At 62.8% G+C, this 25,208-nt stretch carries 26 protein-coding genes and 1 tRNA gene; 12 read left to right on the top strand and 15 right to left on the bottom strand.

What is annotated here, in order from left to right; translation table 11 throughout:
- Positions 1 to 13: 13 nt before the first annotated feature.
- The 6 genes from uvrB (at position 14) to AABE10_RS19435 (ending at position 6,199) form a co-directional block, all read left to right on the top strand.
- Positions 14 to 2,107, top strand: a complete 2,094-nt coding sequence (uvrB, locus tag AABE10_RS19460; protein ID WP_342934875.1) for an excinuclease ABC subunit UvrB — start codon at positions 14 to 16, stop codon at positions 2,105 to 2,107.
- 360 nt (positions 2,108 to 2,467) lie between these two features.
- A complete protein-coding gene (locus AABE10_RS19455; protein ID WP_342934874.1) occupies positions 2,468 to 3,016 on the top strand; it encodes an iron transporter in 549 nt (182 codons plus the stop codon).
- Between the two features lie 75 nt (positions 3,017 to 3,091).
- Entirely contained in the window at positions 3,092 to 3,433 is a 342-nt protein-coding gene (locus AABE10_RS19450) for a cupredoxin domain-containing protein (RefSeq protein WP_342934873.1), read from the top strand.
- 66 nt (positions 3,434 to 3,499) lie between these two features.
- Positions 3,500 to 4,345, top strand: coding sequence for an FTR1 family iron permease (locus AABE10_RS19445; RefSeq protein WP_342934872.1), 846 nt, complete (start codon positions 3,500 to 3,502; stop codon positions 4,343 to 4,345).
- Positions 4,342 to 5,748, top strand: coding sequence for a 4Fe-4S binding protein (locus AABE10_RS19440; protein ID WP_342934871.1), 1,407 nt, complete (start codon positions 4,342 to 4,344; stop codon positions 5,746 to 5,748). The genes AABE10_RS19445 and AABE10_RS19440 overlap by 4 nt, the downstream gene beginning before the upstream one ends.
- 43 nt (positions 5,749 to 5,791) lie before the next feature.
- Positions 5,792 to 6,199: a heme-binding protein gene (locus AABE10_RS19435; protein ID WP_342934870.1), complete on the top strand. Its 408-nt coding sequence runs from the start codon at positions 5,792 to 5,794 to the stop codon at positions 6,197 to 6,199.
- 301 nt (positions 6,200 to 6,500) lie between these two features.
- On the opposite strand, the gene hemP is transcribed toward AABE10_RS19435, so the two are convergent.
- The 4 genes from hemP to AABE10_RS19415 form a co-directional block, all read right to left on the bottom strand.
- Positions 6,501 to 6,785 (bottom strand): hemin uptake protein HemP, encoded by a 285-nt coding sequence (hemP, locus tag AABE10_RS19430; RefSeq protein WP_342934912.1) that lies wholly within the window; start codon positions 6,783 to 6,785, stop codon positions 6,501 to 6,503.
- 139 nt (positions 6,786 to 6,924) lie between these two features.
- Entirely contained in the window at positions 6,925 to 7,416 is a 492-nt protein-coding gene (locus tag AABE10_RS19425; protein ID WP_342934869.1) for an SRPBCC family protein, read from the bottom strand.
- Between the two features lie 37 nt (positions 7,417 to 7,453).
- Positions 7,454 to 7,852: an OsmC family protein gene (locus AABE10_RS19420; RefSeq protein WP_342934868.1), complete on the bottom strand. Its 399-nt coding sequence runs from the start codon at positions 7,850 to 7,852 to the stop codon at positions 7,454 to 7,456.
- Positions 7,853 to 8,018: 166 nt separating this feature from the next.
- Complete coding sequence (locus AABE10_RS19415; RefSeq protein WP_342934867.1) at positions 8,019 to 8,891, bottom strand: pirin family protein; 873 nt, start codon at positions 8,889 to 8,891, stop codon at positions 8,019 to 8,021.
- A 122-nt stretch (positions 8,892 to 9,013) separates the two neighbouring features.
- Here AABE10_RS19415 and AABE10_RS19410 point away from each other — a divergent pair, with 122 nt between their 5' ends.
- Positions 9,014 to 9,994, top strand: coding sequence for a LysR family transcriptional regulator (locus tag AABE10_RS19410; RefSeq protein WP_342934866.1), 981 nt, complete (start codon positions 9,014 to 9,016; stop codon positions 9,992 to 9,994).
- A gap of 431 nt (positions 9,995 to 10,425) precedes the next feature.
- On the opposite strand, the gene AABE10_RS19405 is transcribed toward AABE10_RS19410, so the two are convergent.
- From AABE10_RS19405 to AABE10_RS19365, 9 genes are all read right to left on the bottom strand, one after another.
- Positions 10,426 to 10,845 carry a biopolymer transporter ExbD gene (locus AABE10_RS19405; RefSeq protein WP_342934865.1) on the bottom strand — a complete coding sequence of 140 codons (420 nt, stop codon included), beginning with the start codon at positions 10,843 to 10,845 and terminating at the stop codon, positions 10,426 to 10,428.
- A 16-nt stretch (positions 10,846 to 10,861) separates the two neighbouring features.
- Positions 10,862 to 11,593: a MotA/TolQ/ExbB proton channel family protein gene (locus AABE10_RS19400; protein WP_342934864.1), complete on the bottom strand. Its 732-nt coding sequence runs from the start codon at positions 11,591 to 11,593 to the stop codon at positions 10,862 to 10,864.
- 38 nt (positions 11,594 to 11,631) lie between these two features.
- Positions 11,632 to 12,378 (bottom strand): TonB family protein, encoded by a 747-nt coding sequence (locus tag AABE10_RS19395; RefSeq protein ID WP_342934863.1) that lies wholly within the window; start codon positions 12,376 to 12,378, stop codon positions 11,632 to 11,634.
- 276 nt (positions 12,379 to 12,654) lie between these two features.
- On the bottom strand, positions 12,655 to 12,891 hold the full coding sequence (locus AABE10_RS19390; protein WP_087736062.1) for a (2Fe-2S)-binding protein: 237 nt from the start codon (positions 12,889 to 12,891) through the stop codon (positions 12,655 to 12,657).
- A gap of 299 nt (positions 12,892 to 13,190) precedes the next feature.
- Positions 13,191 to 14,084 (bottom strand): glutamate racemase, encoded by an 894-nt coding sequence (gene murI, locus AABE10_RS19385; RefSeq protein WP_428983352.1) that lies wholly within the window; start codon positions 14,082 to 14,084, stop codon positions 13,191 to 13,193.
- A 122-nt stretch (positions 14,085 to 14,206) separates the two neighbouring features.
- Positions 14,207 to 14,686, bottom strand: a complete 480-nt coding sequence (gene bfr / locus AABE10_RS19380; protein ID WP_342934861.1) for a bacterioferritin — start codon at positions 14,684 to 14,686, stop codon at positions 14,207 to 14,209.
- A 179-nt stretch (positions 14,687 to 14,865) separates the two neighbouring features.
- Positions 14,866 to 16,401 (bottom strand): fumarate hydratase, encoded by a 1,536-nt coding sequence (locus AABE10_RS19375; RefSeq protein ID WP_342934860.1) that lies wholly within the window; start codon positions 16,399 to 16,401, stop codon positions 14,866 to 14,868.
- Positions 16,402 to 16,456: 55 nt separating this feature from the next.
- Positions 16,457 to 17,020: a TIGR00645 family protein gene (locus tag AABE10_RS19370; protein ID WP_342934911.1), complete on the bottom strand. Its 564-nt coding sequence runs from the start codon at positions 17,018 to 17,020 to the stop codon at positions 16,457 to 16,459.
- Between the two features lie 377 nt (positions 17,021 to 17,397).
- Positions 17,398 to 18,297: a DMT family transporter gene (locus AABE10_RS19365; protein ID WP_342934859.1), complete on the bottom strand. Its 900-nt coding sequence runs from the start codon at positions 18,295 to 18,297 to the stop codon at positions 17,398 to 17,400.
- 779 nt (positions 18,298 to 19,076) lie between these two features.
- On the opposite strand from AABE10_RS19365, the gene acs reads away from it, so the two are divergent.
- The 4 genes from acs to AABE10_RS19345 all read left to right on the top strand — a co-directional run bounded on the left by acs (position 19,077) and on the right by AABE10_RS19345 (position 23,757).
- Entirely contained in the window at positions 19,077 to 21,059 is a 1,983-nt protein-coding gene (gene acs, locus AABE10_RS19360) for an acetate--CoA ligase (RefSeq protein ID WP_342934858.1), read from the top strand.
- 165 nt (positions 21,060 to 21,224) lie between these two features.
- Positions 21,225 to 21,590 carry a DUF4212 domain-containing protein gene (locus AABE10_RS19355; protein WP_342934857.1) on the top strand — a complete coding sequence of 122 codons (366 nt, stop codon included), beginning with the start codon at positions 21,225 to 21,227 and terminating at the stop codon, positions 21,588 to 21,590.
- Positions 21,587 to 23,605, top strand: a complete 2,019-nt coding sequence (locus tag AABE10_RS19350; RefSeq protein WP_342934856.1) for a sodium:solute symporter family protein — start codon at positions 21,587 to 21,589, stop codon at positions 23,603 to 23,605. Before AABE10_RS19355 ends, AABE10_RS19350 begins: the two co-directional genes overlap by 4 nt.
- 61 nt (positions 23,606 to 23,666) lie before the next feature.
- Positions 23,667 to 23,757 (top strand) — tRNA-Ser (locus tag AABE10_RS19345).
- A 92-nt stretch (positions 23,758 to 23,849) separates the two neighbouring features.
- Here the strand turns inward: AABE10_RS19345 and AABE10_RS19340 are convergent.
- Complete coding sequence (locus tag AABE10_RS19340) at positions 23,850 to 24,011, bottom strand: hypothetical protein (protein WP_342934855.1); 162 nt, start codon at positions 24,009 to 24,011, stop codon at positions 23,850 to 23,852.
- A gap of 206 nt (positions 24,012 to 24,217) precedes the next feature.
- On the opposite strand from AABE10_RS19340, the gene AABE10_RS19335 reads away from it, so the two are divergent.
- Positions 24,218 to 24,589 (top strand): DUF2591 domain-containing protein, encoded by a 372-nt coding sequence (locus AABE10_RS19335; RefSeq protein ID WP_342934854.1) that lies wholly within the window; start codon positions 24,218 to 24,220, stop codon positions 24,587 to 24,589.
- An 18-nt stretch (positions 24,590 to 24,607) separates the two neighbouring features.
- Here the strand turns inward: AABE10_RS19335 and AABE10_RS19330 are convergent, their stop codons facing one another.
- Positions 24,608 to 24,880, bottom strand: coding sequence for a hypothetical protein (locus tag AABE10_RS19330; RefSeq protein WP_342934853.1), 273 nt, complete (start codon positions 24,878 to 24,880; stop codon positions 24,608 to 24,610).
- Between the last annotated feature and the right edge of the window lie 328 nt (positions 24,881 to 25,208).

Raw genomic sequence — 25,208 nt, 5'->3', positions numbered from 1 at the left:
AGGTGCCGCTTCCATGTCCGAACATCATCTGAGTGAAGTCAACGACGCTCTCGACGAATCCAAATTCGTGACGTTCGAGAACTCGCCGTTCAGGCTCTATCAGCCGTATCCGCCCGCTGGCGACCAGCCGACGGCGATCGACACGCTCGTCGAAGGCGTCGAGGACGGTCTGTCGTTCCAGACACTGCTCGGCGTGACGGGCTCCGGCAAGACGTACACGATGGCGAACACGATCGCGCGTCTGGGCCGGCCGGCCATCGTCTTCGCGCCCAACAAGACGCTCGCGGCGCAGCTGTACGCGGAGTTTCGCGAGTTTTTTCCGCGCAATGCCGTCGAGTACTTCGTCTCGTACTACGACTACTATCAGCCGGAAGCGTATGTGCCGCAGCGCGACCTCTTCATCGAAAAGGACTCGTCGGTCAACGAGCACATTGAGCAAATGCGTCTGTCGGCGACGAAGAGTCTGATGGAGCGGCGCGATGTCGTGATCGTCGCGACGGTGTCGGCGATCTACGGTATTGGTAATCCGTCGGAATACCACCAGATGATTCTGACCCTGCGCACCGGCGACAAAATCGGACAGCGTGACATCATCGCGCGTCTCATCGCGATGCAGTACAACCGCAACGAGGCTGATTTCCAGCGCGGCTCGTTCCGCGTGCGCGGCGACACGATCGATATTTTTCCCGCGGAGCATGCGGAAATGGCGGTGCGCGTCGAATTGTTCGACGACGAAATCGACACGCTTCAGTTATTCGATCCGCTCACGGGCCGCGTGCGTCAGAAGATTCTGCGCTTCACCGTATATCCGTCGTCGCACTATGTGACGCCGCGTGAGACCGTGATGCGTGCAGTTGAGACGATCAAGTCCGAACTGCGCGACCGGCTCGAATTCTTCTATAACGACGGCAAGCTCGTCGAAGCGCAACGGCTCGAGCAGCGCACGCGCTTCGATCTGGAAATGCTGCAGGAACTGGGCTTTTGCAAGGGCATCGAGAACTACTCGCGGCACTTCTCGGGCGCCGCGCCCGGCGAGCCGCCGCCGACGCTCGTCGACTATCTGCCGACCGACGCAATCATGTTCCTCGACGAATCGCACGTGCTGATCGGCCAGTTGAACGGCATGTACAACGGCGACCGCGCGCGCAAGGAAAATCTCGTCGACTACGGCTTCCGGCTGCCGTCCGCGCTCGACAACCGGCCGCTCAAGTTCAACGAGTTCGAGCGCAAGATGCGCCAGGTCGTGTACGTGTCGGCGACGCCCGCCGACTACGAGAAAAAGACGTCGGGGCAGGTGGCCGAGCAGGTCGTGCGCCCGACGGGCCTCGTCGATCCGGAAATCAACGTGCGGCCGGCACGCACGCAGGTCGACGACGTGCTGGCCGAGATCAACGAGCGCGTGGCAGCCGGCGACCGCGTGCTCGTCACCGTGCTGACCAAGCGCATGGCTGAGCAGCTGACGGAATTTCTCGCCGATCACGGCGTGAAGGTGCGCTATCTGCACAGCGATATCGATACGGTCGAGCGCGTTGAGATCATTCGCGACCTGCGGCTGGGCACGTTCGACGTGCTGGTCGGGATCAATTTGCTGCGCGAAGGGCTGGATATTCCGGAGGTTTCGCTGGTCGCGATTCTCGACGCGGACAAAGAGGGCTTCCTGCGCGCCGAGCGTTCGCTGATCCAGACGATCGGCCGCGCCGCGCGCAATGTGAACGGCAAGGCTATTCTCTATGCGGACAGAATCACGGATTCGATGAAGCGCGCGATCGACGAAACCGAGCGGCGGCGCGCGAAGCAGATCGCGTTCAACGAGAAGATGGGCATCGTCCCGCGCGGCGTCGTAAAGCGGATCAAGGACATCATCGACGGCGTCTACAACGTCGACGAGGCGCGCGCTGAGCTCAAGGAGCAGCAAGTCCGTGCGAAGTTCGAAGACATGTCCGAGAAGCAGATCGCGAAGGAGCTCAAGCGGCTTGAGAAGCAGATGATGGAGCACGCGAAGAATCTCGAATTCGAAAAGGCGGCTCGGGTGCGCGATGAGATTGCCCTGTTGCGCGAGCGCGTGTTCGGCGCGAACGTCGGCGATCATCTGACGGATACGGATTAGGCGTCGGCAGCGTCCGTCAAGACGCACAGATGATCCGGTGCGGCGCTTTGCCGCCGCGCACGTCCGTTTGCCGATTGAAACGACGGCATCCTTCTGAAAACGGTGCTTAAGGCTCCCGTAAGACCCTGTTGCAGCAAGGCTTTCCACGCATTCGCGTTTGTTCTTCCACATGAAGAGTGATAAACTCAATCACGTATTGATAATAGTTCGCATTACCGTTCGTTACTGCTTTCGCACTTGAGCCGGCGGCATCGAACAATTGGCGAAAGACGTGAAGAGATGCGCAGGCGAAACCTCTGCGACGCGCGTTTCCGTTTTCAGCTTTTCTTTGCTTGAGTCTAAAAAAACAAAGGAGTTTCAATGCGCGTTTCGTCAATTCTGAATGGCGGGATTGCTGTCCTCGCTGCCGTTGCCGCGATGTCGGCGTCGGCCGCTGAATATCCGATCGGCAAGCAGCAGATCCAGGGAGGCATGGAAATCGGCGCGGTGTATCTGCAGCCGATCACGATGGACCCCGAAGGCATGATGCGTAAGGCATCAGATTCCGACATCCACCTCGAGGCCGACATCCACGCAGTCAAGAAGAATCCGACTGGTTTCGCTGAAGGCGACTGGATGCCTTATCTCCAAGTGCGCTACGAGCTGACCAAGCCGGGTTCGAACTACGACCAGAAGGGCGATCTGATGCCGATGGTCGCCGACGACGGTCCGCACTACGGCGACAACGTCAAGCTCGCCGGCCCGGGCAAGTATCACCTGAAGCTGATCGTCGAACCGCCGATGCAGACGGGCCATATGGCGTTCGGCCGTCACGTCGACAAGGAAACGGGCGTCGGTCCGTGGTTCAAGCCGTTCACGCTCGAATACGATTTCGCGTTTGCCGGCATCGGCAAGAAGGGCGGTTACTGATCGCCGTCGATCGCACTGCGATCTCCAATGAAGTGGGCGGCGCGTGAGAGCGCGCCGCATTTCCAGGAAGGGTGCATGAGAGTCAACAAGAAGATCGCCGTTCTGGCCTTGGCGGCATCGTTCATCGGCCTGTCCGGCCCGGCGCACGCGGACGAGGCCGTGACGTTCAAGCTGGAAATGACGGACGGCAAGCTGAATCCGGCGCGTATCGAAGTGCCCGCCGGCAAGCGCATCAGAATCGAAGTGAAGAACACGGGTAAAGGCGCGGCGGAATTCGAAAGCGTCGAGCTGCGCAAAGAGAAGGTTTTGGCGCCGGGCGCCGAATCCGTCGTCGTGATCGCTCCGCTCGATCCCGGTACGTACAAGTTTTTTGACGATTTCCATCAACAGGCGCAGGGCGTGATCGTCGCCAAGTGACGTCGTCGCGGGAGCACGAGCCGTAACACGGACGCGCGGCGTCCACGGAAGCAGTTGGAGGTTTCGATGGGTCAGGTAGTGTTCATCGTTTGGCGGGAGAGCGTCGAGGCGCTGCTCGTCGTCGGGATTCTGTACGCGTGGCTGAAGAATGGCGACGAGCAGGCGCGCCATGGTCTGCCGTATCTGTGGGCGGGCGTGGCGGCCGGCGTGCTGGCCGCGATCGGCCTGGGCGCGGCGCTGGTCGGATTCACGGAGGTGCTGTCGGGCGATGCGCAAGACTATTTCCAGACCGCGATGGTGCTGATCGCGTGCGTGCTGATCGTGCAGATGGTGCTGTGGATGAAGTCGCACGGACGCACGCTCAAACGGGACATGGAACAGTCGCTCAAGAAGAGCACGCAGGACGCGAACTGGTGGGGCATCGCCGTGCTCGTCGCGCTCGCGATCGCGCGTGAGGGCAGCGAAACGGTGATCTTCCTGTACGGTCTCGGCTTCGGCCAGTCGGGCCATGTGGACGCGAGCCAGGTGATCGCCGTTGTCGTCGGCCTCGGCCTTGCGCTAATTACGTTCTACGTGCTGCAACTGGGCGGCAAGCTCTTTTCGTGGCGGCTCTTTTTCCGCATCACGGAAATCATGCTGCTGTTCCTCGGCGCGGGTCTGTTCCAGACGGGCGTCGACAAGCTGATCGACAAGGAAATCCTGCCGACCATCGTCGACCGGCTGTGGAACACGTCGATGATCCTCGACGACTCCAGCACGTTCGGCTCGCTCGTCGCGACGCTCACCGGCTATCGCGCTCATCCGGCGTTGATGAACCTGATCACCTACGCGCTGTACTGGTCCGTCGTCTGGCTGCTGCTGCGCCGCGCGAAGCGTGGCCCGGCGCGGCAACCCGCGGGGCGCGCGGCATGAGCAGTGTCGTTGCGAATCGCCGTAGCCGGCTTGCGGAAGTCGGCCACTGGATGCAACGCCACGGCGCTGCCATCCGCGGCATTCAGTGGGTGGTCGTTGGCGTCTATGCGTTTCTGATTCTCGTGCCCGCGTTCACCGAACTGCCGGGCGACACCGCGCATCTGTGGAACAACCTGACGCTCGCCGCGCAGTTCGTTTTCTGGGGCATCTGGTGGCCGTTCGTGCTGCTGTCGATGGTGATGCTCGGACGCGTCTGGTGCGGCGTGCTGTGTCCGGAAGGCGCGCTGTCGGAGTTTGCGAGCAAATACGGACGAGGCCGGGCGATTCCGCACTGGATGCGTTGGGGCGGCTGGCCATTCGTCGCATTTGGCCTGACGACGATCTACGGCCAGATGGTCAGCGTCTATCAATATCCGAAAGCGGTGTTGCTGGTGCTCGGCGGATCCACGTTGGGCGCGATGGTTATCGGATTGCTCTATGGCCGTGAAAAACGCGTCTGGTGCAAATACCTGTGCCCCGTGAATGGGGTCTTTTCGCTACTTGCGCGTCTCGCGCCGTTTCACTACAAGGTCGATGAAGACGCGTGGCGCCGCTCGTACAAGCAGGGCGAGCACGGCCATCGCGTGATACCGATCAACTGTGCGCCGCTCGTGCCGTTGCGCAACATGAAGGGCGCGTCGTCGTGCCATATGTGCGGCCGTTGCAGCGGGCACCGCGACGCGATCGCGCTGACGTGGCGCAAGCCGTCGTCGGAAGTGGTCGATCTCGGCGACAAGCAGGCGAACGCCTGGGACACGGCGCTGATCCTGTATGGCCTGCTAGGCATCGCGATTGGCGCGTTCCACTGGACGGGCTCGCCGTGGTTCATCGACGTCAAGCAGACGCTCGCGACCTGGTTCATCGATCACGACATCATGTGGCCGCTCGACACGAATGCGCCGTGGTTCGTGTTCACGCATTATCCGGAGCAGAACGACGTCTTCTCGTGGCTCGACGGCGGGATGATCATTGGCTACATCCTCGCGACGGGCGCCTTCTACGGCACGGCGCTGCTCGCGCTGCTAACGGGCGCGACGCGCACGCTGGGCCGCTTCGACATGACGCGCCTGCATCATCTGGCGCAAGCACTGATTCCGATCGCGGGCACGGGCGTGTTCCTCGGCCTGTCGGCGACGACGCTGTCGCTGCTGAAAGCCGAGCATGTGCCGATCGACTGGGCTTCGGATGTGCGCATCGGGATTCTCGTGATCGCGAACGCGTGGAGCGCGTGGCTCGCGTGGCTCGTGACGCGCCGCTACACCGCGCGCATTTTGCAGCGCGGGCTCGCGATGGTATGGTTCATGGCGGCATTGGCGGTCGTCGATAGTGCGTGGTGGCTGATGTTCTGGGGCTGGACGCACTGAAGGCGCGCCGCGTTTTCCACTGCGTTTTCCAGCGAGGCAGCCTGTGAGAACCAAACCCGTACTGACCGACGAAGACGTCAAGAAAATGGCAGCCGCCGCCGAGGCGCACGCGGTAGCCAATCACTGGATCGTGACGATCGCCATCCTCGACGATGGCGGTCATCTGCTCCATCTGCACCGGATGGACGGCGCAGCGCCGGGCACGGTCGAGATGGCGACCGCGAAGGGCCGCACGGCCGTACTCGGGCGCCGCGAAACCAAGGTCTACGAAGACGTGATCAAGCAGGGCCGCACGGCGTTTCTGAGCGCGCCGATCACGGCGATGGTCGAGGGCGGCGTGCCCGTGGTCGTGGACGGCGAGACGGTTGGCTCGATCGGCGTATCGGGCGTGAAATCGGACCAGGATGCGGCGATTGCGCGCGCGGGAATCGCCGCGCTGGAGATCGGCTGACGCCGTTTTTCTGTCGTCGGCTGAGGTCCGCGATTCCTCGCGACACGCTTTCAAAAATAAAAGCCGTGCGGATGTATTCATCCACACGGCTTCGTATCGTTTGGGCGTCGCGCGATTCGTTGTGCGCGCTTTGCGGTGCAATCCGCGGTGAGAACCGAAAAAAGCGGCCTCGCTGGCTGAGACGGCTGGCTTGGTGTCTGCACGAAGGGGTCTAGATCTCGCGTGCAAGCCGTCGTGGCTGGCTAGTGCCCAACACCTCTCGGAGAGGTGGTCCCCACAATACCCGGTTCTACTGCAATCGTTACTTGGTCAGGATCAGCTTGCCCAGACGCGTCGCGCGCAATTGATACGTCTCGCCGTTATGCACGATGCTCACATGGCTGCGGCCCTGAAGCAGCGCGTCGCTGGTCAATACGCGCTCAGTCGGCCCGGCGGGCTCTGCGGCGTGACTGCCGCCACCATTGTCGTTGCCGGTGCGGCGTTCGGCGGACGCCGTCGTGACGGACTTCGTCGGGCGGCCGGTCGTCAGTGCCGCGGCTGCGGGGCGGCGCAGGCTGAGCGTGGAAGAGCGCGTCGTGTTCGTCATGCTTGCCATCGGGTCGTCGATTCGTTGGAATGATTCTAAATGATAATCATTCCTATTTACAAGGCTGCAAAATCAATCGACAGGACGTTCCGATAGGCCGGGGATTGCGCCGCGCGGAGTGTCCGGCGGCGCGCAGCATTTAATGCAGCTGGTCAGGCGTATTGCGCGCGCTGACGTACTGGCGGATCAGCCGGACAGTGTCGATGTCCGACTCGCGATACGCCGATTTCACGATCTCTTCCGTTTGACGCGCGTCGGGATCGCCGTTGTCGTCGGCGGAGGGCAGGCTCGTTTTGTACTCGAAGCGCAAAAAGAGCTGCAACTCGTCCGGCTGCTCGATCGTCATCGTCAGCGAACCGCCGACATATTCGGCCGTCGCGAGGATGTCGTAGCGCACGCTGTCCTTCGGCGTGAGCGTCACGTGATCGCGCACGGTCGCCTGGCCATAGTGCAGTTCGCGCTCCATCGTGCTGTCGGTGCGCGACAGGATTGAGCAGCTATCGAGGCCGATGACGAAAAGCTGCGGTTGCTCGGCGCGCAGCACGAGCCCTTCCCACAGTTGCTCGCGCGTCAGCGATTCGACGAGCGGATTCAGCGGATCGTTGATCTGGATCAGATGTTCGAAGTTCAAGACGGCAGCTTCCTCTTAAAACCCAAGGTTTATGGCATCAAGCAACAGCCAGGCCCGTACGGATCGAAATCGGATTGCTCAGGATCTTGTGCACGGGACACGAATTGGCGATCTGCAGAAGCCGTTCCTGCTGCTCGCCGGACAGATCGCCCGTCAGCACGATCTGGCGGTCGATGGCCGTGCCGTCGCCTTCTTTCTGCATCGACAGGGTCACGCGCACTTCTTCGAGCGGCCAGCCTTTGCGCTGCGCATACATCTTCAGCGTAATCGACGTGCATGCGCCGAGGCTCGACAGCAGCAGCGAGTTCGGCGTGGGGCCGCGATCGGCGCCACCGAGCGATTCGGGTTCGTCGGCGATCCACGTATGCGCGCCGTCGTCGAACATCACCTGATAATTCGTCGAGCCGATGTGTGCCGTGACCTTCGTGTCTGCCATGCGCGCTCCTTGTACGGGAAAGGTATTGCCGCACGGCGCATCACGCGGCGCGCGGCCAGGTTGCTTTTCTCAGGTTGCTATTGTGAACGAATTTGCTGCGATTCGCGGCCAGGGCGCGCCGCGCGAAAAACTGAAACCTCAGGACGATACGGCGCTGGCAAGGCGCTCAATGCCTGATCTGTCCCATGCGGCCCGCCTGATAGTCGATGACCGCCTGACGGATTTCGTCCTCCGTATTCATCACGAACGGGCCATAGCGCACGACGGGCTCGTTCAGCGGCACGCCGCCGAACAGCAGCACGTCGAGCGGCTCGTCGCCGGCGGCCATCGTCACCGTATCGCCGTCGTTGTCGAACACGATCATCTGCTGCGGTCCGATTTCGAGCCGCTCGTCGCTATAGAAGCCTTTGCCGGCGAGCCCATACGCGAACACGCGATAGTCGCGCGGCACGGGTTGCACGATGCGCGCGCCCGGCTGCAGCGTGAAATGCTGATACAGGATCGGCGTGCGCGTCTCGATCGCGGCCTTCACGCCGAGCGCCTCGCCGGCGATCACCTTCACACGCACCTTGCCGTCGTCGGATGTGGCGACGGGAATGCCTGCCGACGGCATCTCCTGATAACGCGGCGCAATCATCTTGTCGCGCTTCGGCAGGTTCACCCACAGTTGCAGACCATGCACGCGGCCGCCCGTCGCGACGAACGACGGGTCCGGCATTTCGCTGTGCACGACGCCCGAGCCGGCCGTCATCCACTGGACGTCGCCTGCGCGCAGCGTGCCCGAGTGGCCCGCCGAATCCTTGTGGCCGAACTGGCCTTCGAGCACGTACGTCACCGTTTCGAAGCCGCGATGCGGGTGATCGGGCGCGCCTTTCGCTTCGCCGGGCGCATAGTCGATGGGACCCATTTCGTCGAGCAGCAGAAACGGATCGAAGTCCATCAGCATGCGTGTCGGAAACGGGCGGTGGACGACAAAGCCGCCGCCTTCAACGGTGCGAACGGAAGGGTATGTACGTTCGATCGTGCGGGTCGCGCTCATCAAAGTCACCTCGAAAAATGGGGAATAGCGTCATTTCTGAAACATGCAGCTATTATATGGACCGATTTCGGCCAAAACAGGCCGCCTCTGGCAATGGATTGTTCTGCTAGTGAAACGATGACATGAAGATCGATTCGCATAACCTGAACGACCTGATGTACTTTTCGCAGGTCGTCGAACATGGCGGTTTTTCCGCCGCCGAACGCGTGCTCGGCATTTCGAAGTCGCGTCTGTCGCGGCGCCTGACGGAACTCGAGGCGTCGCTGGGCGTGCGCCTTTTGCAGCGCTCGACGCGCAAGCTCGCGCTGACGGAAGCCGGACAACTCTTCTACGACCACTGTCAGGCGATGCTCTCGGAGGCGCAGGCGGCCGTCAACGTCGTGCAGCAGCTGCGCTCGTCGCCGCGAGGCACGGTGCGCGTCAGCGTGCCCGTGACGATGTCGCAGACCATCCTGTCGCAGATCCTGCCGGAATTCATGCATCGTTATCCCGAAGTGCGCGTCGTAATGCGCGTGACGAACCGCGTCGTCGATCTGTTCGAGGATTCGATCGACGTTGCATTGCGCGTGCGCTCCGATCCGCCGGAGAACGCGAATATCGTCGTGCGACCGTTGTGGCGCACGCAGCAGATGCTGGTCGGCGCGCCGAGCCTGCTGAGCCAGAATGCGCCGCCGCTCGCGCCCGCCGATCTGAACCGTTTCGAGACGCTCGACACGCCGACGGGCGACGGCCGCCACGTATTCAACCTGATTGCGCCGGACGGCACGCGTCACGCGCACGAGCACGAACCGCGCCTCGTGACCGCCGATCTGATGATGATGACGGAAGCGGCGCTCGCGGGCGTCGGCATCGCGGCGCTGCCGGAGATGATGTATGGCGCCGCGTTGCGCAGTGGGCGCCTGTCGCCCGTGATGCCGGGCTGGACGCTGCCGTCGCCGCAGCTCTACGCGGTGTTTCTGTCGCGTCAGGGGATGGTGCCGGCTGTGCGGAGTTTCGTCGATTATCTGGTCGAGATGCTCGATCCGGACACGGGCAAGCATATCCAGCAGGAATGCCCGGAGCGCGAAGCGAAGCCGCTGCGCGTGAAGGCGGAAGCGATCTGACGCATCGACATCGGATCGCATCGTGCCGTGTCCACGCGAGCGAGCGTGAACGCGAACGTAGCGCACGCCACATGGCAAATATCGTTTTTGCCATTTAAGCGCGAACGGCGATGGATACTTTCAATGGCCGCAGACTTGTACGCACGCGCCCACGGGCTTATATTGAAATCCCTTCGCTAAGGAGTGTCCTATGCGAAAACTGACGGCCGCTTTGATAGTGAGCCTGATAGGGCTGACCGCGCTGTCCGTGTCAACCACGGCTGCCGCATGCGGTGATCAGATCCAGAGCAGAAGCGATGGCAAATGATCCCGCCGCCCGAAGGCGCCGAGTGCGCACGAAAAAAGGCCTTCATCCGACGATGAAGGCCTTTTACATTTAGCCCTGAAAAACAGGGCTTTTCTTCGACGAACGACGAAGGCGGGCGGCGCGCTCAGTGCGCTTTCGGCTGCGTGACGAAGCCGATCTTCGTCAAACCACCCGCCTGGGCCGCCGACATCACGTCCGCCACCTTTTCGTATGCAACTTTGCGGTCCGCGTTCAGATGCAGTTCCGGCTGCGGATTCTGCTGTGCAGCCGCGGCGATCTTTGCCTGCAGCGTGTCGTCGGAGATTTTCTGGTCGTCCCACAGCACGATGCCGTCGGCGTCGATCGACACCGTCACCTGCGCGGGCTTCGTGTCTTCCTTCTGGCTGCTCGCGTGCGGCAGGTCGATCTTCACCGCGTGGCGGATCACCGGGATTGTCACCATGAAGACGATCAGGAGAACCAACATGACATCGACGAGCGGCGTCATGTTGATTTCATTCATGAGGTCGTCGTCATCGTCGCCGGCGAAAGGGCTCATTGCCATCGCTATGCCTCGTTAGTTAGTTGGCGCGGGACGCGAGCCGAAGACCGTCCCCGCGTTTCGTCGACGACAGGCGCGCGCCCGTCACGAAGAACGCATGGAGGCCATGAGCGAAGCGGCTCAGCTTGCTGACGATCGCCTTGTTGGCGCGCGTGAGCGCGTTGTAGCCGAGCACGGCGGGAATCGCGACGAAGAGACCGAAGGCCGTCATGATGAGCGCCTCGCCGACGGGGCCCGCGACCTGATCGATCGACGACTGGCCCGTCGCGCCGATGGTCAGCAGCGCGTGATAGATGCCCCACACCGTCCCGAACAGGCCGACGAACGGCGCCGTGCTGCCGATCGACGCGAGAATCGCAAGGCCGCTCTGCATGCGCGCGATGCTGTCGTCCATCGTGTCCTTCAGGCAGCGCGTGACCCAGTCCGACACATCCATGCGGTCGTGCAGATGCGGCTGCGTCTGATGATGATGATCGGCGGCTTCCTGGCCTGACAGCGCGAGCGCGAGGAAAGGGTTTTCAGCCGGCGACGACGTATCGCTGCCCAGCTTCTTCACGCCATCGTTGAAATCGTCCGAATGCCAGAATGCCTGTTCGGCGTTTTTCGTCAGACGCTTGAGACGAATGACGTTCCAGCTCTTGATGACGATCACGCTCCAGGACAGCACCGACATGATCAGCAGTGCCAGCGCGATGCCTCGCGTGACGAAATCCCCTTGAGCCCAGACGTGGGCAATACCGTAGTTCTGCATGGCAATTCCTTTTTTTCTTTGAAATCTGTTTCGGCGGATCAGTCGCTAAGGCTGAAGGCGAATGGCTGTGTGTACGCGGCGCGGACGGGCTCGCCGTTCTCCAGATATGGCTTGCACGAACTGGAGTGCATCGCGTCGAGCGCGGCCTGGTCGAGGCGATCGTAGCCGCTGCTCTTTTTCAATTCGATGTTTTCGATCTTGCCCGTCAGCCCGACGACGAAGTGGATCATGGCCGTCCCTGTCTCGCCGCGTCGGCGCGAAAGGGCGGGATAGTCGGGCTGGACGATGCTGCAATCGAGGTGCGACACGTTCTTCGGCGCGGACAGCGCCATCGTCGGCTTGCCGACGGCAGGCGCGGCGGGGGCAGTCGGCGTCGCGGGCGCGCCTGGCGCGGGCGGAGCCGGTGGCGCAGGCTCGGCGGGCGCGGCGATCTCATGCTGCGACGGCGCCTGCGCAACGGGCAGCGGCTCGGGTGTGGGCTTGGGCGTCGCGTGCGGCTGCACCTTCGGCTTGACCTTCTGCACGGGCGTGGGCTTCGGCGTAGGCGGTGTCGGGATCGACTGGATCGCGGCCGGCGCGGCAACGGGAGCCGGGCTGATCAGCTCGGCCGTGATCGTGCGCGATTCGATCGGTTTGAGCGGCGTCGCTTCGCGCATCGTGAACGCGACGGCGAGCGCAACGACATGAAGTCCGATGACGATGCCCGTCACCGTGACGATGCGCGGATTGATTCGGGCGGAAGCGTCTGGCGCGAGGCCGGTTGGGAGAGTAGGCGTGGCCTGCATGTTAGCGTGGCGGCGCGCCGTCGATGCAGCACGGCGTCATTTTCGGAATATCAGCAGTGAAATGCACAGGGTGGTTACGAAACCGATCAGCAATTCCATTTCGAACTCCTCGAAGTATGGCGTCGCTGGCTGGTCTCGGACTGGCTTGCTGACGGCGGAAAGAAAACTGCAGCGCGTGCGATGCTAGCGCGCTTTTCAGCGCGTCACATGAAGATGCGTCAAGGCCGACTAAAGCGGTATCGGGCAGGCGGTATCAGGCAGGCGGTACCGGCAGTTTCAGGCGGCCTTGCGTTCGTAGAACGTCAGCGGCACGGCTTGCGTGTGATGTTCGACGCCGCAACGGCTCGCGCAGACGCCGCTTTCGGCCATCACATCCCGCACGGATTGTTCGCACTTGCCGCAGCACATCGCGACGCCCAGCTCGAATTGAAGTTCGTCGAAGGTGTCGATGCCCTCGGCGATCGAGGCGCGGATCTTCCGGTCGGATACGGACTTGCACACGCAGACAATCATGACAGCTCGCGATAGCTAACGTTAATGCGAATTATTATCATTATGTTTGGGCGCTTTGGCAAGCGTCCATCGTAAATTTTTGTAACAAAACCAGCCTGTTGGAAGGGTTTCATTCCCGCGATCTTGATGTGGCGCGGTCGCCGCTGGGGTACGGCGAGTGGAGTGCCAGCCGTGGGGCCTTTCGCCGCAGCGGGCGGGCGATCGGCGCGCGCGTATCTCTTGAGACCGACAGTCGTGCGCTACAGCAGGCGCAGTGCATCAAGAGCGGAAAGTTCGTGCGTGAGCCAGCTAGCGAGAAATCAGGCGGCGTGCGAATCCGTGGTGGCTGTACGACGCGAAGGAATGTTCACGCGCTCGACGGGCGCGTCGATATGCAGCAGTGTCGCCGCAAGCTGCCTGAGATGCGCGCCGTCGCTCGTCGAGCAGAAGCGGGGCTGGGGCGCGGCGTCGCGCTCGGGCGAACGCAGCCCTTGCTGGTCGAGCACGCGTTCCAGCTGACGGGCAATCGCAATGCTCGTGTCGATCAGCGCAAGCCGGTCGCCGGCGATATCGCGGATCGCGGTATCGAGAAACGGATAGTGCGTGCAGCCGAGCACGAGCGTATCGGCGCCGGCATCGAGCATCGGCTGGAGGTAGCTTTCGAGCAGCGCGCGCAGTTCCGGCGAGCCGATATCGCAGCGCTCGACGGCCTGCACGAGCCCGTGGCCCGGCTGGCACAGAAAACGGCAGTCGGCGGCGTGGCGTTCGAGCAGCGCCTGAAAACGGGCGCTGCGCAATGTCACCTGCGTGGCGAGCACGCCCGCCACGCGCGAGCGCGATCGCAGCGCGGCGGGCTTCACGCCCGGCTCGACGCCGATCAGCTGAATGGGCAGCTTTTCGCGCACCAGCGCGATCGACTGCGCGGTCGCCGTGTTGCACGCGACCACGAGCGCTTTCGCCCCTTGCGCGACGAGCCATTCGCCGATCGCCAGCGTGCGATCCGCGATGAAGTCGTCGTCGCGCTCGCCATAGGGGGCGTAGAGCGAATCGGCGACATAGATGATCGCTTCGCCCTGCAGTTGCGCGCGCACCGCGCGCAACACCGACAGGCCGCCCAGGCCCGAGTCAAAAATGCCGACGGGCGCGCGCGGATCGATGGGGGCAATCTCGGGGAGCGAAGAAAGCGCAGCGGAGGCGGGGGGCGAAGCGGTCATGGATTCAATGGAAGCCATATAAGAAAATCCGCGCGGCGCGTTCGAAAGACGTTGCGCGGATCGAACCGCAGAAGTGTAGCAGGAGTCGCCAGACTGGCGATGCCACTGTCTTGCACGCGATCTTATTCCTCGGGCGAACCCATCGCGGACTGCTGGTAATTCTGAATGCCGACCTTGTCGATCAGGTCGAGTTGCGTTTCCAGCCAGTCGATGTGCTCTTCGGTGTCTTCAAGAATCGTCTTGAAGATTTCACGCGACACGAAATCGCGCACCGACTCGCAATAGACGATCGCTTCCTTGCACGTGCCCTGCGAAATCTGCTCGAGCTTCAGATCGCATTCGAGGATTTCCTTCGTTTCTTCGCCGATCAGCAGCTTGTGCAGATCCTGCAGATTCGGCAGGCCGTCGAACATGAAAATGCGCTCGATCAGCATGTCGGCATGCTTCATCTCGCCGATCGATTCGTCGTATTCATGTTTGCCAAGCTTGTCGAGACCCCAGTGCTTGTACATGCGCGCATGCAGGAAGTACTGGTTGATCGCGGTCAGTTCGTTCTTCAACTGGGCGTTCAGATATTCGATGACCTTTTTATCGCCTTGCATGATCTTTCCCTCGTTGGAGCCTGGTTTTCCAAGAACAATAAACGGCTGAACCCGAAAAGCCAAGGGCGAATGCGGTTGATGAGAATCGCTCACGCAATAGTGTTGCGTGAGCGCGAGCAAATAAAAAAGCCGGGACTATAACGCCCCGGCTTCTGTAAAACAAACCGGCACAAACGGACTCAGGCGGTCGCGACGGGGATCTTGCCGATCTTCGCCTGCCATTCCTTCGGGCCCGTCTGATGAACCGACGTGCCGTTCGAATCGACGGCCACCGTCACGGGCATGTCCTGCACGTCGAACTCATAGATGGCTTCCATGCCGAGGTCTTCGAACGCCAGCACCTTTGCGCTGCGGATCGCCTTCGACACCAGATACGCCGCGCCGCCGACGGCCATCAGATACGCAGCCTTGTGCTTCTTGATCGCGTCGATTGCGACGGGACCGCGCTCGGCCTTGCCGATCATCGAGATCAGGCCGGTTTGCGCGAGCATGGTCTCGGTGAACTTGTCCATGCGCGTTGCCGTGGTCGGGCCCGCGGGGCCGACGGCTTCGTCGCGTACGGGGTCGACGGGGCCGACGTAGTAGATCACGCGGTTCGTGAAGTCGACGGGCAGCTTCTCGCCCTTCGCGAGCATGTCGGCGATGCGCTTGTGCGCGGCGTCGCGGCCCGTCAGCATCTTGCCCGACAGCAGCAGCGTCTGGCCCGGCTTCCACGACGCGACTTCTTCAGGCGTCAGCGTGTTCAGGTCGATGCGCTTGCTCGTTTCGGTGTTGGGCTGCCACGTGACCTTCGGCCATGCGTCGAGCGACGGCGCTTCGAGCTTCGCGACGCCCGAGCCGTCGAGCGTGAAGTGCGCGTGGCGCGTGGCCGCGCAGTTCGGGATGATCGCGATCGGCTTCGATGCCGCGTGCGTCGGCGCTGCCATGATCTTCACGTCGAGCACCGTCGACAGGCCGCCCAGGCCCTGCGCGCCGATACCGAGCGCGTTGACCTTCTCGTGCAGCTCGACGCGCAGTTCTTCGATCCAGTCCTTCGGGCCGCGCGCGATGATGTCCTGAATGTCGATCGGGTCCATCAGCGACTCCTTCGCCATGACCATCGCCTTCTCGGCCGTGCCGCCGATGCCGATGCCGAGCATACCCGGCGGGCACCAGCCCGCGCCCATCGTCGGCACGGTCTTCAGGATCCAGTCGACGATCGAATCCGACGGGTTCAGCATCGCGAACTTCGACTTGTTCTCCGAGCCGCCGCCCTTGGCCGCGACCTGCACGTCGACCTTGTCGCCCGGCACGATCTCGTAGTGGATCACGGCCGGCGTGTTGTCCTTCGTATTCTTGCGGCCGCCTTCGGGCGGGCTCACGATCGACGCGCGCAGCACGTTGTCCGGGTGCGTGTAGCCGCGGCGCACGCCTTCGTTGATCATGTCGGTGACGCTCATCGTCGCGCTGCCGTTTTCACTTCCCCAGCGCACGTCCATACCGACCTTCACGAACACCGTGACGATGCCCGTGTCCTGGCAGATCGGGCGCTTGCCTTCGGCGCACATGCGGCTGTTCGTGAGAATCTGCGCGATGGCGTCCTTCGCGGCCGGGCTCTCTTCGAGCTCGTACGCGCGGCCGAGTGCCTGGATGTAATCGAGCGGATGGTAGTAGCTGATGTACTGCAGCGAGTCCGCAATACTCTGGATCAGGTCTTCCTGTTTGATGACGGTCATGGCTAGGCTCAGTGGGGTGGCGCTCGTTATCGCGACTGCGCGGCCGCGCGGTCGGTCATGCGCTTTCAGGGGAGTGGGAAATTTTCTGCTTCAACGTGCGCGTTGCCGCGGGCTCGTGGAAATGCTCGGGGTGTGTGTGCGTCGTGAGGCGATCGACGAAGGCCATCACCAGCGCGGATACGAGGAACGCGATGTGGATGATCACCTGCCACATCACCGCGTGCGTCGTATGCTGGTCCGGGTTGATGAAGGTCTTCAGCAGATGGATCGACGAGATGCTGATGAGCGCCATCGACAGCTTCACCTTCAGCACGCCGGCGTTCACATGGTCGAGCCATTCGGGTTCGTCGGGATGGCCCTCGACGCCGAGTCTCGACACGAATGTTTCATACCCGCCGACGATCACCATGATCAGCAGGTTCGAGATCATCACCACGTCGATCAGGCCGAGCACGACGAGCATGATGCTGGTTTCGTCGAGCGTCATCGACGCGGTGACGAGGTGCCACACTTCCTTCAGGAACAACACGACGTACACGCCTTGCGCGACGATCAGGCCCAGATAAAGCGGTACCTGCAGCCAGCGGCTCATGAAGATCACGGAGGGCAACGGGCGCATGCGTCGATGCTGGCTGGAGGGAACGGGGCGCAGGTCGGTCATGGGGCGTCGGCGTAGTGTTGGCGCTTCGTGGTATCGGATGCTGCGGGATGACGGCAGGCACGGGCGCGCTCGCATCGACGACGGCGGATCACGCGGAAAGCGAACAACCGACGTTCAGGCAGCCGGCGATGAGACCGGCCGGCGCAGCGCGCTGGGCGCGTTATTGTACAGCGTGATGCGTGACGGCCGTGTCGAAGCGTGCAGGTGCGGGTGCGAGCGGGCAGAAGCGGGCACGAGACCCGGCGCGGCGCCGCGCGGGCGCCGGCACACCCGCGCGAGGTCAGTATGAGCCCGATGGGTGAGGCCGATGCGCAAGGCCATGCATGAGCCCTATGCTACGACGCGACGGGCGGCACGCGCCTGACCTTGAGGCTTGCGAGCGCGATGCCCGCGATCACGCATGCGAGCGCGACGCCGTGCGCGAGCGTCGGCCGTTCGTCGAGGAACACGATGCCGTAGACGGCGGCTGCGACGGGCAGCACCGCGCTGAACACGCCCGCGAGGCTGCCCGGCACGTGGCGGATGCCCTTCATCCAGAGCCAGAACGAGAAGATGCTCGCCGACAGCCCGTACCACAGCACGAGCGCCCACACGCTGACGGGCGTGCCCGAATAGTCGAATGCGAACAGCGCCGGCACGCCGAGCGGCAGCATCAGCAGCAAGCCGAACAGGTGCGTGTACGCGCAGATGTCGATGGGCGCGAGCGTCTGCGTGAGGCGGCGCGACAGGATCACATACAGCGATTCGCAGCAGACGGCGCCCAGCACCATCAGATTGCCGGCGAATGAACTTGTGTTCGCGGCGCCCGCGGCGTTGTCGGCGTGCGCGAGATTGATGACGACCACGCCGGCGATCGCGAGCGCGATCGAGGTCAGCGCCCGGCCGTCGGGCTTTTCTTTCAGGAAGATCCACGAGAACAGCGCGACGACGGCGGGTATCGTGCTCGTGATGACGCCCGCCGCAACGGCGCTCGTCCGATGCACGCCGTTGAGCATCAGCAGAGTAAACCCGAATGTCCCGAACAGGGCCTGCAGGAAGAGATTGACCCATTCGCCCTGTTTCACGCGGCGCAGCTTGCTTGCGCGCAGCAACGGCCACAGCACTGCCATCGCGATCACGAAGCGCAGCAAGGCGAAGAGAGGAACGGGAACGAACGCGACGATCGACTTGCCAATGCCGACGTTGCTGCCGACGAGCAGCATCGCGGCGATGAGAAACAGTGAATAGCGGTTCAAGCTGGAATCCCTATAGCTAGGATCTGTTTACATATGAAACGTACATGCGTTGCCCCGTAAAGGGCCGCTCGCAAGGATTGCGACGCAGCGAATAGTGGACGTCTTCGCAATGAGCGTGACGTCGCGAGCGGCCCTTTACGGGGCAACCCCTGACTTTCCCATTCGCTATGGGAATGCCCGAAACCGGCCGCATGGCGGCGTCGCGCGTCGCTTGTTTGGCGCGGCCAAACGGCGCTCCTTGCTCCTCGCCCTGCGGCCGGTTTCGGGCGTTCGCATGTATGTTTCACATGTAAACAGACCATGGTTCAGTTAGCATTGTAAAAGGGCGCATAACGACGGCGCAAAGCAAACGGCAAATGCACCAGGACATGTGCGAGACACGCGAACGACAGGTAGGCTCGATGCTTGCGAGATTTGCGGTGTCCCTGCATCGCGACGCGTCGGCGGTCATCGCGCCTGGTGTTTTGCCTGACGCGCAGCCGGCCCGCGCGTAAGTGCGCGGTAAGTTGCAACGCTTATCGTGGGAAGCGATCGAAGCTGTTGAACAGGCACGCGGCCCACGCGATGTTGCGACGCCGCACCTGCCGTTGGCCGATTCGGCCGATTCGCTGTATGCCCGCCGTTGCCGACGGGCACGAGGGTGGGAGACACGCCGCGGCCGATGTCACGCGCGGCGCCACTATGACGACACGGAGCGACGCCTTGCGCCCGCTGGACGGGCACGCATCGCGAGCGCGCCGGCACAGGATTGATGTTTCATCTTCACCAAGGGGTAGTCGATGTCTGCGATTGAATCGGTTCTTCAGGAACGCCGCGTGTTCCCGCCTTCCGCCGAAATGACGGCACAGGCAGCAGTGTCCGGCATGGACGCATACCGGGCGCTCGCCGCCGAAGCGGAGCGCGATTACGAAGGCTTCTGGGGCAGGCTGGCGCGCGAAGCGCTCAGCTGGAAAAAGCCCTTCACGAAGGTGCTCGACGAATCGAATGCGCCTTTCTACAAATGGTTTGAAGACGGCGAACTGAACGCGTCATACAACAGCATCGACCGGCATGTCGAAGCGGGCAATGGCGATCGCGTCGCCATCATCTTCGAAGCCGACGACGGCACCGTCACCCACGTCACGTACAACGACATGCTGCAGCGTGTGTCGCGCTTCGCGAATGCGCTGAAGAAACGCGGCATCAAGAGGGGCGACCGCGTCGTCATCTACATGCCGATGTCGATCGAGGGCATCGTCGCGATGCAGGCTTGCGCGCGTATCGGCGCGACGCACTCGGTGGTGTTCGGCGGGTTCTCGTCGAAGTCGCTCAATGAGCGTCTCGTCGACGTGGGCGCCGTCGCGCTGATCACGTCCGACGAACAGATGCGCGGCGGCAAGGCGCTGCCGCTCAAGAACATCGCCGACGAAGCGCTTGCGATGGGCGGCTGCGAGGCGGTGAAGACGGTGATTGTCCACAAGCGCACGGGCGGCAAGATCGCCTGGGACGACAAGCGCGATCTGTGGATGCACGAGATCACGGCAAACGAATCGGATCAATGCGCGCCGGAATGGGTCGGCGCCGAGCATCCGCTCTTTATCCTCTATACGTCGGGCTCGACAGGCAAGCCGAAGGGCGTGCAGCACAGCACGGGCGGCTACCTGCTGTGGGCCGCGCAGACGATGAAGTGGACCTTCGACTGGAAGCCGACGGACGTCTTCTGGTGCACGGCCGACATCGGCTGGGTCACGGGCCACAGCTACATCACGTATGGTCCGCTCGCGCTCGGCGGTACGCAGGTCGTGTTCGAAGGCGTGCCGACGTATCCGAACGCGGGCCGCTTCTGGGACATGATCCAGAAGCACAAGGTCTCCGTGTTCTACACCGCGCCGACCGCGATCCGCTCGTTGATCAAGGCATCGGAAGCCGATGCGAAGGTGCATCCGAAAAGCTACGACCTGTCGTCGCTGCGCATCATCGGCACGGTCGGCGAGCCGATCAATCCGGAAGCGTGGGTGTGGTACTACGAAAACGTCGGCGGCTCGCGCTGCCCGATCGTCGATACGTGGTGGCAGACGGAAACGGGCGGCCACATGATCTCGCCGCTGCCGGGCGCGACGCCGCTCGTGCCGGGTTCGTGCACGCTGCCGCTGCCGGGCATCATGGCCGCGATCGTCGATGAAACGGGCCAGGACGTGCCGAACGGGCAGGGCGGCATTCTTGTCGTCAAGCGTCCGTGGCCGGCGATGATCCGCACGATCTGGGGCGACCCCGAGCGCTACCGGAAGAGCTACTTCCCCGAAGAACTCGGCGGCAAGCTGTACCTCGCCGGCGACGGTTCGGTGCGCGACAAGGAGACGGGCTACTTCACGATCATGGGCCGCATCGACGACGTGCTGAACGTGTCGGGCCACCGCCTCGGCACGATGGAGATCGAGTCGGCGCTGGTCGCGAATCCGCTGGTGGCGGAAGCCGCCGTGGTCGGCCGTCCCGACGAGACGACGGGCGAGGCCGTATGCGCGTTCGTCGTGCTGAAGCGCGCGCGCCCCGAAGGCGAAGAGGCCGCGAAGATCGCGGCGGATCTGCGCAACTGGGTGGGCAAGGAAATCGGTCCGATCGCGAAGCCGAAGGACATCCGTTTCGGCGACAACCTGCCGAAGACGCGCTCGGGCAAGATCATGCGGCGTCTGTTGCGCTCGCTCGCGAAGGGCGAGGAGATCACGCAGGACGTGTCGACGCTGGAAAACCCGGCGATTCTCAACCAGTTGGGTGAATCTCGTTGATCGATGAAAGTGCGTAAGGCCTGAAGCCTTGCAAACGCAAACGGCGCGTCCGATGACGATGCGCCGTTTTTTTCATGCCCTTCGCGGCGCGCTTCGAATGGTGACGCAAGTCGTTGCGCGGACAACCCCGATTGCCGATGCAACACGTTTTTGATACATAGGCGCATGGCCGCGCCACACCACATATCGCGTCACAACATCAATCCCTTGCCCGAGCCGCCGCCCGTGACGGAGGCGATGGCTCGCGCGCACGCGCGCTACTGGCGCTTCAATATCGTGCTGATCGTCGCGTTGATGCTGGTCGGCTTCTTCGTGTCGTTCATCGTGCCGCTGATCGCGAGAGGGCTTGCGCCCGTGCGTTTCGCGGGCTTCAGCCTGCCGTTCTACATGGGCGCGCAGGGCGCGATACTCGTGTACCTGATGCTGATCGTGATCTACATCGTGCTGATGCAGCGCGCCGACGCCGCATTGCAACGCGCGCTCGAAGCCAGCGCGCAGGACGACATCGCCGAGCGCACGGCCAACCGATGAAGCTCGCGCATCGGCTGATCCGTTCGTATTCGCTCTATACGCTGGGCTTTTTAGCGTTCATCTATCTGTTGTGGCGTATCGAGGCCGCGAACGGGCCGGGCATGTGGATCGGCTATGTGTTCCTGTTCGTGCCGATCGCCGTGTATGCCGTGATCGGGCTGCTGTCGCGCACGTCCGATCTCGTCGAATACTACGTGGCCGGGCGGCGCGTGCCGTCCGCGTTCAACGGCATGGCGACGGCGGCGGACTGGCTGTCGGCGGCGTCGTTCATCGGGCTCGCCGGATCGCTGTACGCGACGGGCTACGATGGCCTTGCGTACACGATGGGCTGGACGGGCGGCTACTGTCTCGTCGCGTTTCTGCTCGCGCCGTACGTGCGAAAGCTCGCGCGCTACACGATTCCCGATTTTCTCGGCACGCGCTTTTCGAGCAACGCGGTGCGCGGGCTTGCGGCGCTGTCGGCGATTCTCTGTTCGTTCGTCTACCTGGTCGCGCAGATTCAGGGCGTTGGGCTGATCGCGACACGCTTCATCGGCGTCGACTTTGCGATCGGCATCTTCTGCGGGCTCGCGGGCATTCTGGTGTGTTCGTTCCTCGGCGGCATGCGCGCCGTGACGTGGACGCAGGTCGCGCAGTACATCATCCTGATCGCCGCGTTCCTGATCCCCGTGTCGATGATCGCGCACAAGGATGGCCTCGGCTGGGTGCCGCAATTCGGCTATGGGCGCCTGATGGAGCGCGTCGAGACGATGGAGCGCGCCGTGCGCGATGCGCCTTCCGAGCAGTCGGTGCGCGACGATTACCGGATGCGCGCCGCGCTGATGCAGGCGCAGATCGACGGCTTGCCGCAGTCGTATATCGACGAGAAAGGCCGTCTGACCGATCAGCTCGCCGACTTGCGGCGGCACAACGGCCCGTTGCGCGAGATCGCCGATCTCGAGCGTCGGATTGCGCGCTTTCCTCGCGACGCCGCGACGGCGCAGATCGTATGGGCGCAGCAGCGCGACGAGATGATCCAGCGCGCGGCGGCGGCCGTGCAGATGCACGAGCCGTTTCCCGCTGCGAACGAAGCGGAGCGGCGGCTGCATCTGCGCAATTTTCTTTCGCTGCTGCTGTGCCTGTCGCTGGGGACGGCGAGCCTGCCGCACATTCTGACGCGCTATAACACGACGACATCGGTGGCGTCGGCGCGACGCTCGGTCGGCTGGACGCTCTTCTTCGTCGCGCTGTTCTATCTGACGGTGCCCGTGCTCGCGGTGCTGATCAAGTACGAGATCCTGTCGAATCTCGTCGGCCATCGGTTTTCCGAACTGCCGCAGTGGGTGATGCAGTGGCGGCGGATCGAGCCGTACCTCATCAGCATTGCCGACGTGAACGGCGACGGCATCGTGCGCTGGAGCGAGATCCAGATGCAGCCGGACATGGTCGTGCTGGCCGCGCCGGAGATAGCGGGGCTGCCGTATGTGATGTCGGGACTGATCGCCGCGGGCGCGCTGGCGGCGGCGCTGTCGACGGCCGATGGCTTGCTGCTGACGATCGCCAATGCGCTGTCGCACGATGTCTACTACCACATGGTCGATCCCGACGCGTCGAGTCAGCGGCGCGTGACGATCTCGAAGATCCTGCTGCTGGGCGTGGCGCTGTTCGCGTCTTATGTGGCGTCGCTGAATACGGGGAACATCCTGTTTCTGGTGGGCGCGGCGTTTTCGCTCGCGGCGTCGAGTCTCTTTCCGGTGCTGGTGCTCGGCGTGTTCTGGAAGCGCACGACGCGGCTGGGCGCCGTCGCGGGGATGCTCGCGGGGCTGGGGGTGTGCATCTACTACATCGTGTCGACGTATCCGTTCTTCACGCAGCTGACAGGCTTCGTCGGCACGCGCTGGTTCGGCATCGAGCCGATCAGCTCGGGCGTGTTCGGCGTGCCGGCGGGGTTTCTGGTGACGGTGCTGGTGAGCCTCGTCGACGCGAAGCCGGACGCTTACACGCGCGCGCTGGTGGACTACATACGTCACCCGTGACGCTGGCCATCCGGCCGAGGTGGCAATGGCGCGAGAGTTTGCTATAATGCGCGTCCCCGCCGGAGAGATGGATGAGTGGTTTAAGTCGCACGCCTGGAAAGCGTGTATAGGTTAATAGCCTATCGGGGGTTCGAATCCCCCTCTCTCCGCCAGGACCCCAAATGAATACGGGCCATTCGGCCCGTTTTTCGTTCCTGCCCGCCAAAGAACCCGCCGCACACAAAAAGCGCTTGCGCTCGGGCCATCAGCGCCTGTGGTGTATCAGATCGACGTAGTGCGTATCGAGCCAACGGGCTCCCCGTCCGTGGCCGGGCTTGCCGTGGTAATGCGCGACGATCCACAGCGCAACGCCGACGATTACCATTACGGCGGGCCCAAGCAAGTACGCCATCAACGTTTCATTCACGGCGTGCCCTCCATCATGTCGTGGCCGAACTTCCATTCTAGGCGACTGATCACGAGAATGCTTGCCTCGCCCGTTGCCTCGCGAGCGTCCCTCAGTAGCACCCGCAGTGGCGGTAAAGGCGAGGGACGCGGCGTCACAAATCCCAACACGAACTTGATGCACAATCGATGCTGGTTCGCCACGCACGATCTCCATGAGGAGCAGAGATGAGAGTTTCGGATCTGGAAGGCGCGTTGCTCGATTACTGGGTCGCACGGGCGGACAATCTGCCGAAGCCGCGCGTCGACGATGGCTTTTGCTGGATCGAAGAACCGGCTTGCGATGGCGACCCGGAAGGCGCGCTCGAAGCCGCCTTCGCGCCGTCGACGGATTGGGCCCAGTGCGGCCCGATTATCGAGCGGGCCGGGATTCATCTCGTTCCCGCCGCGCCAGGCGAGCATGCCGCGTGGACGGGCTCCGTCCCCGCAGGCGCAGGCACGATCGAACAGACGGGCGCCACGCCATTGATCGCCGCGATGCGCGCGTTCGTCGCGAGTCATTTCGGCGACACCGTCGCGGATCAAACGAGTACGGCGTGAACGCCGTTCATCGCTTCGTCAAAAGCACTCGAACACAACTTCGACACTCTGGTTGCCCGCGCTGCGCACGCCGTTCGTATGGATCTCGACGGTGTGCATCTGCATGTGCTGATCGCGGCAATAGGCCTTTGCGTGCTTGAGCCCCGCGTTGCGGATGCTGTTCCACGATGCCAGGCTGGTGCGTCCGCGACTCGTGACCGAGAGATAGCCATTCTGCTTCTTGTCCACGCTCGATACCGCGGTGCATGCCGCGAGCACGCCGATTCCCGCCAGCAGAATGCACTTCTTCATAGTCCTCCCCTGGTTGGCGCATTGTGGCGGCCGATGCACATAACAAGCAATCGAAAAAAGTCCTGGTCTCATTCGGGCTGTCCGTGCGGCCGCGCATCGGGCCCATGTTATTGCATCGTGCTTCCGATATTGGATGCGGCAGCCAGCTTGTGCGTGGTCGATAGCGAAAACATCAATTGAGCCAAGCTCAACTATTCACGATACGTGTTGGTCATCGTCGCTTGACGACTTCGAAATGAATCGCAGAAGAGGGGCAACTATTCGATCCATTGCTTGACGCAAAAGATGAGATGGACTCAAATAAAGACGCACGCGTGCCGATCGAGCC

Source organism: Paraburkholderia diazotrophica (genome assembly GCF_038900755.1).
Taxonomy (GTDB): domain Bacteria; phylum Pseudomonadota; class Gammaproteobacteria; order Burkholderiales; family Burkholderiaceae; genus Paraburkholderia; species Paraburkholderia diazotrophica_A.
This window is presented reverse-complemented; position numbering and strand designations above follow the sequence as displayed.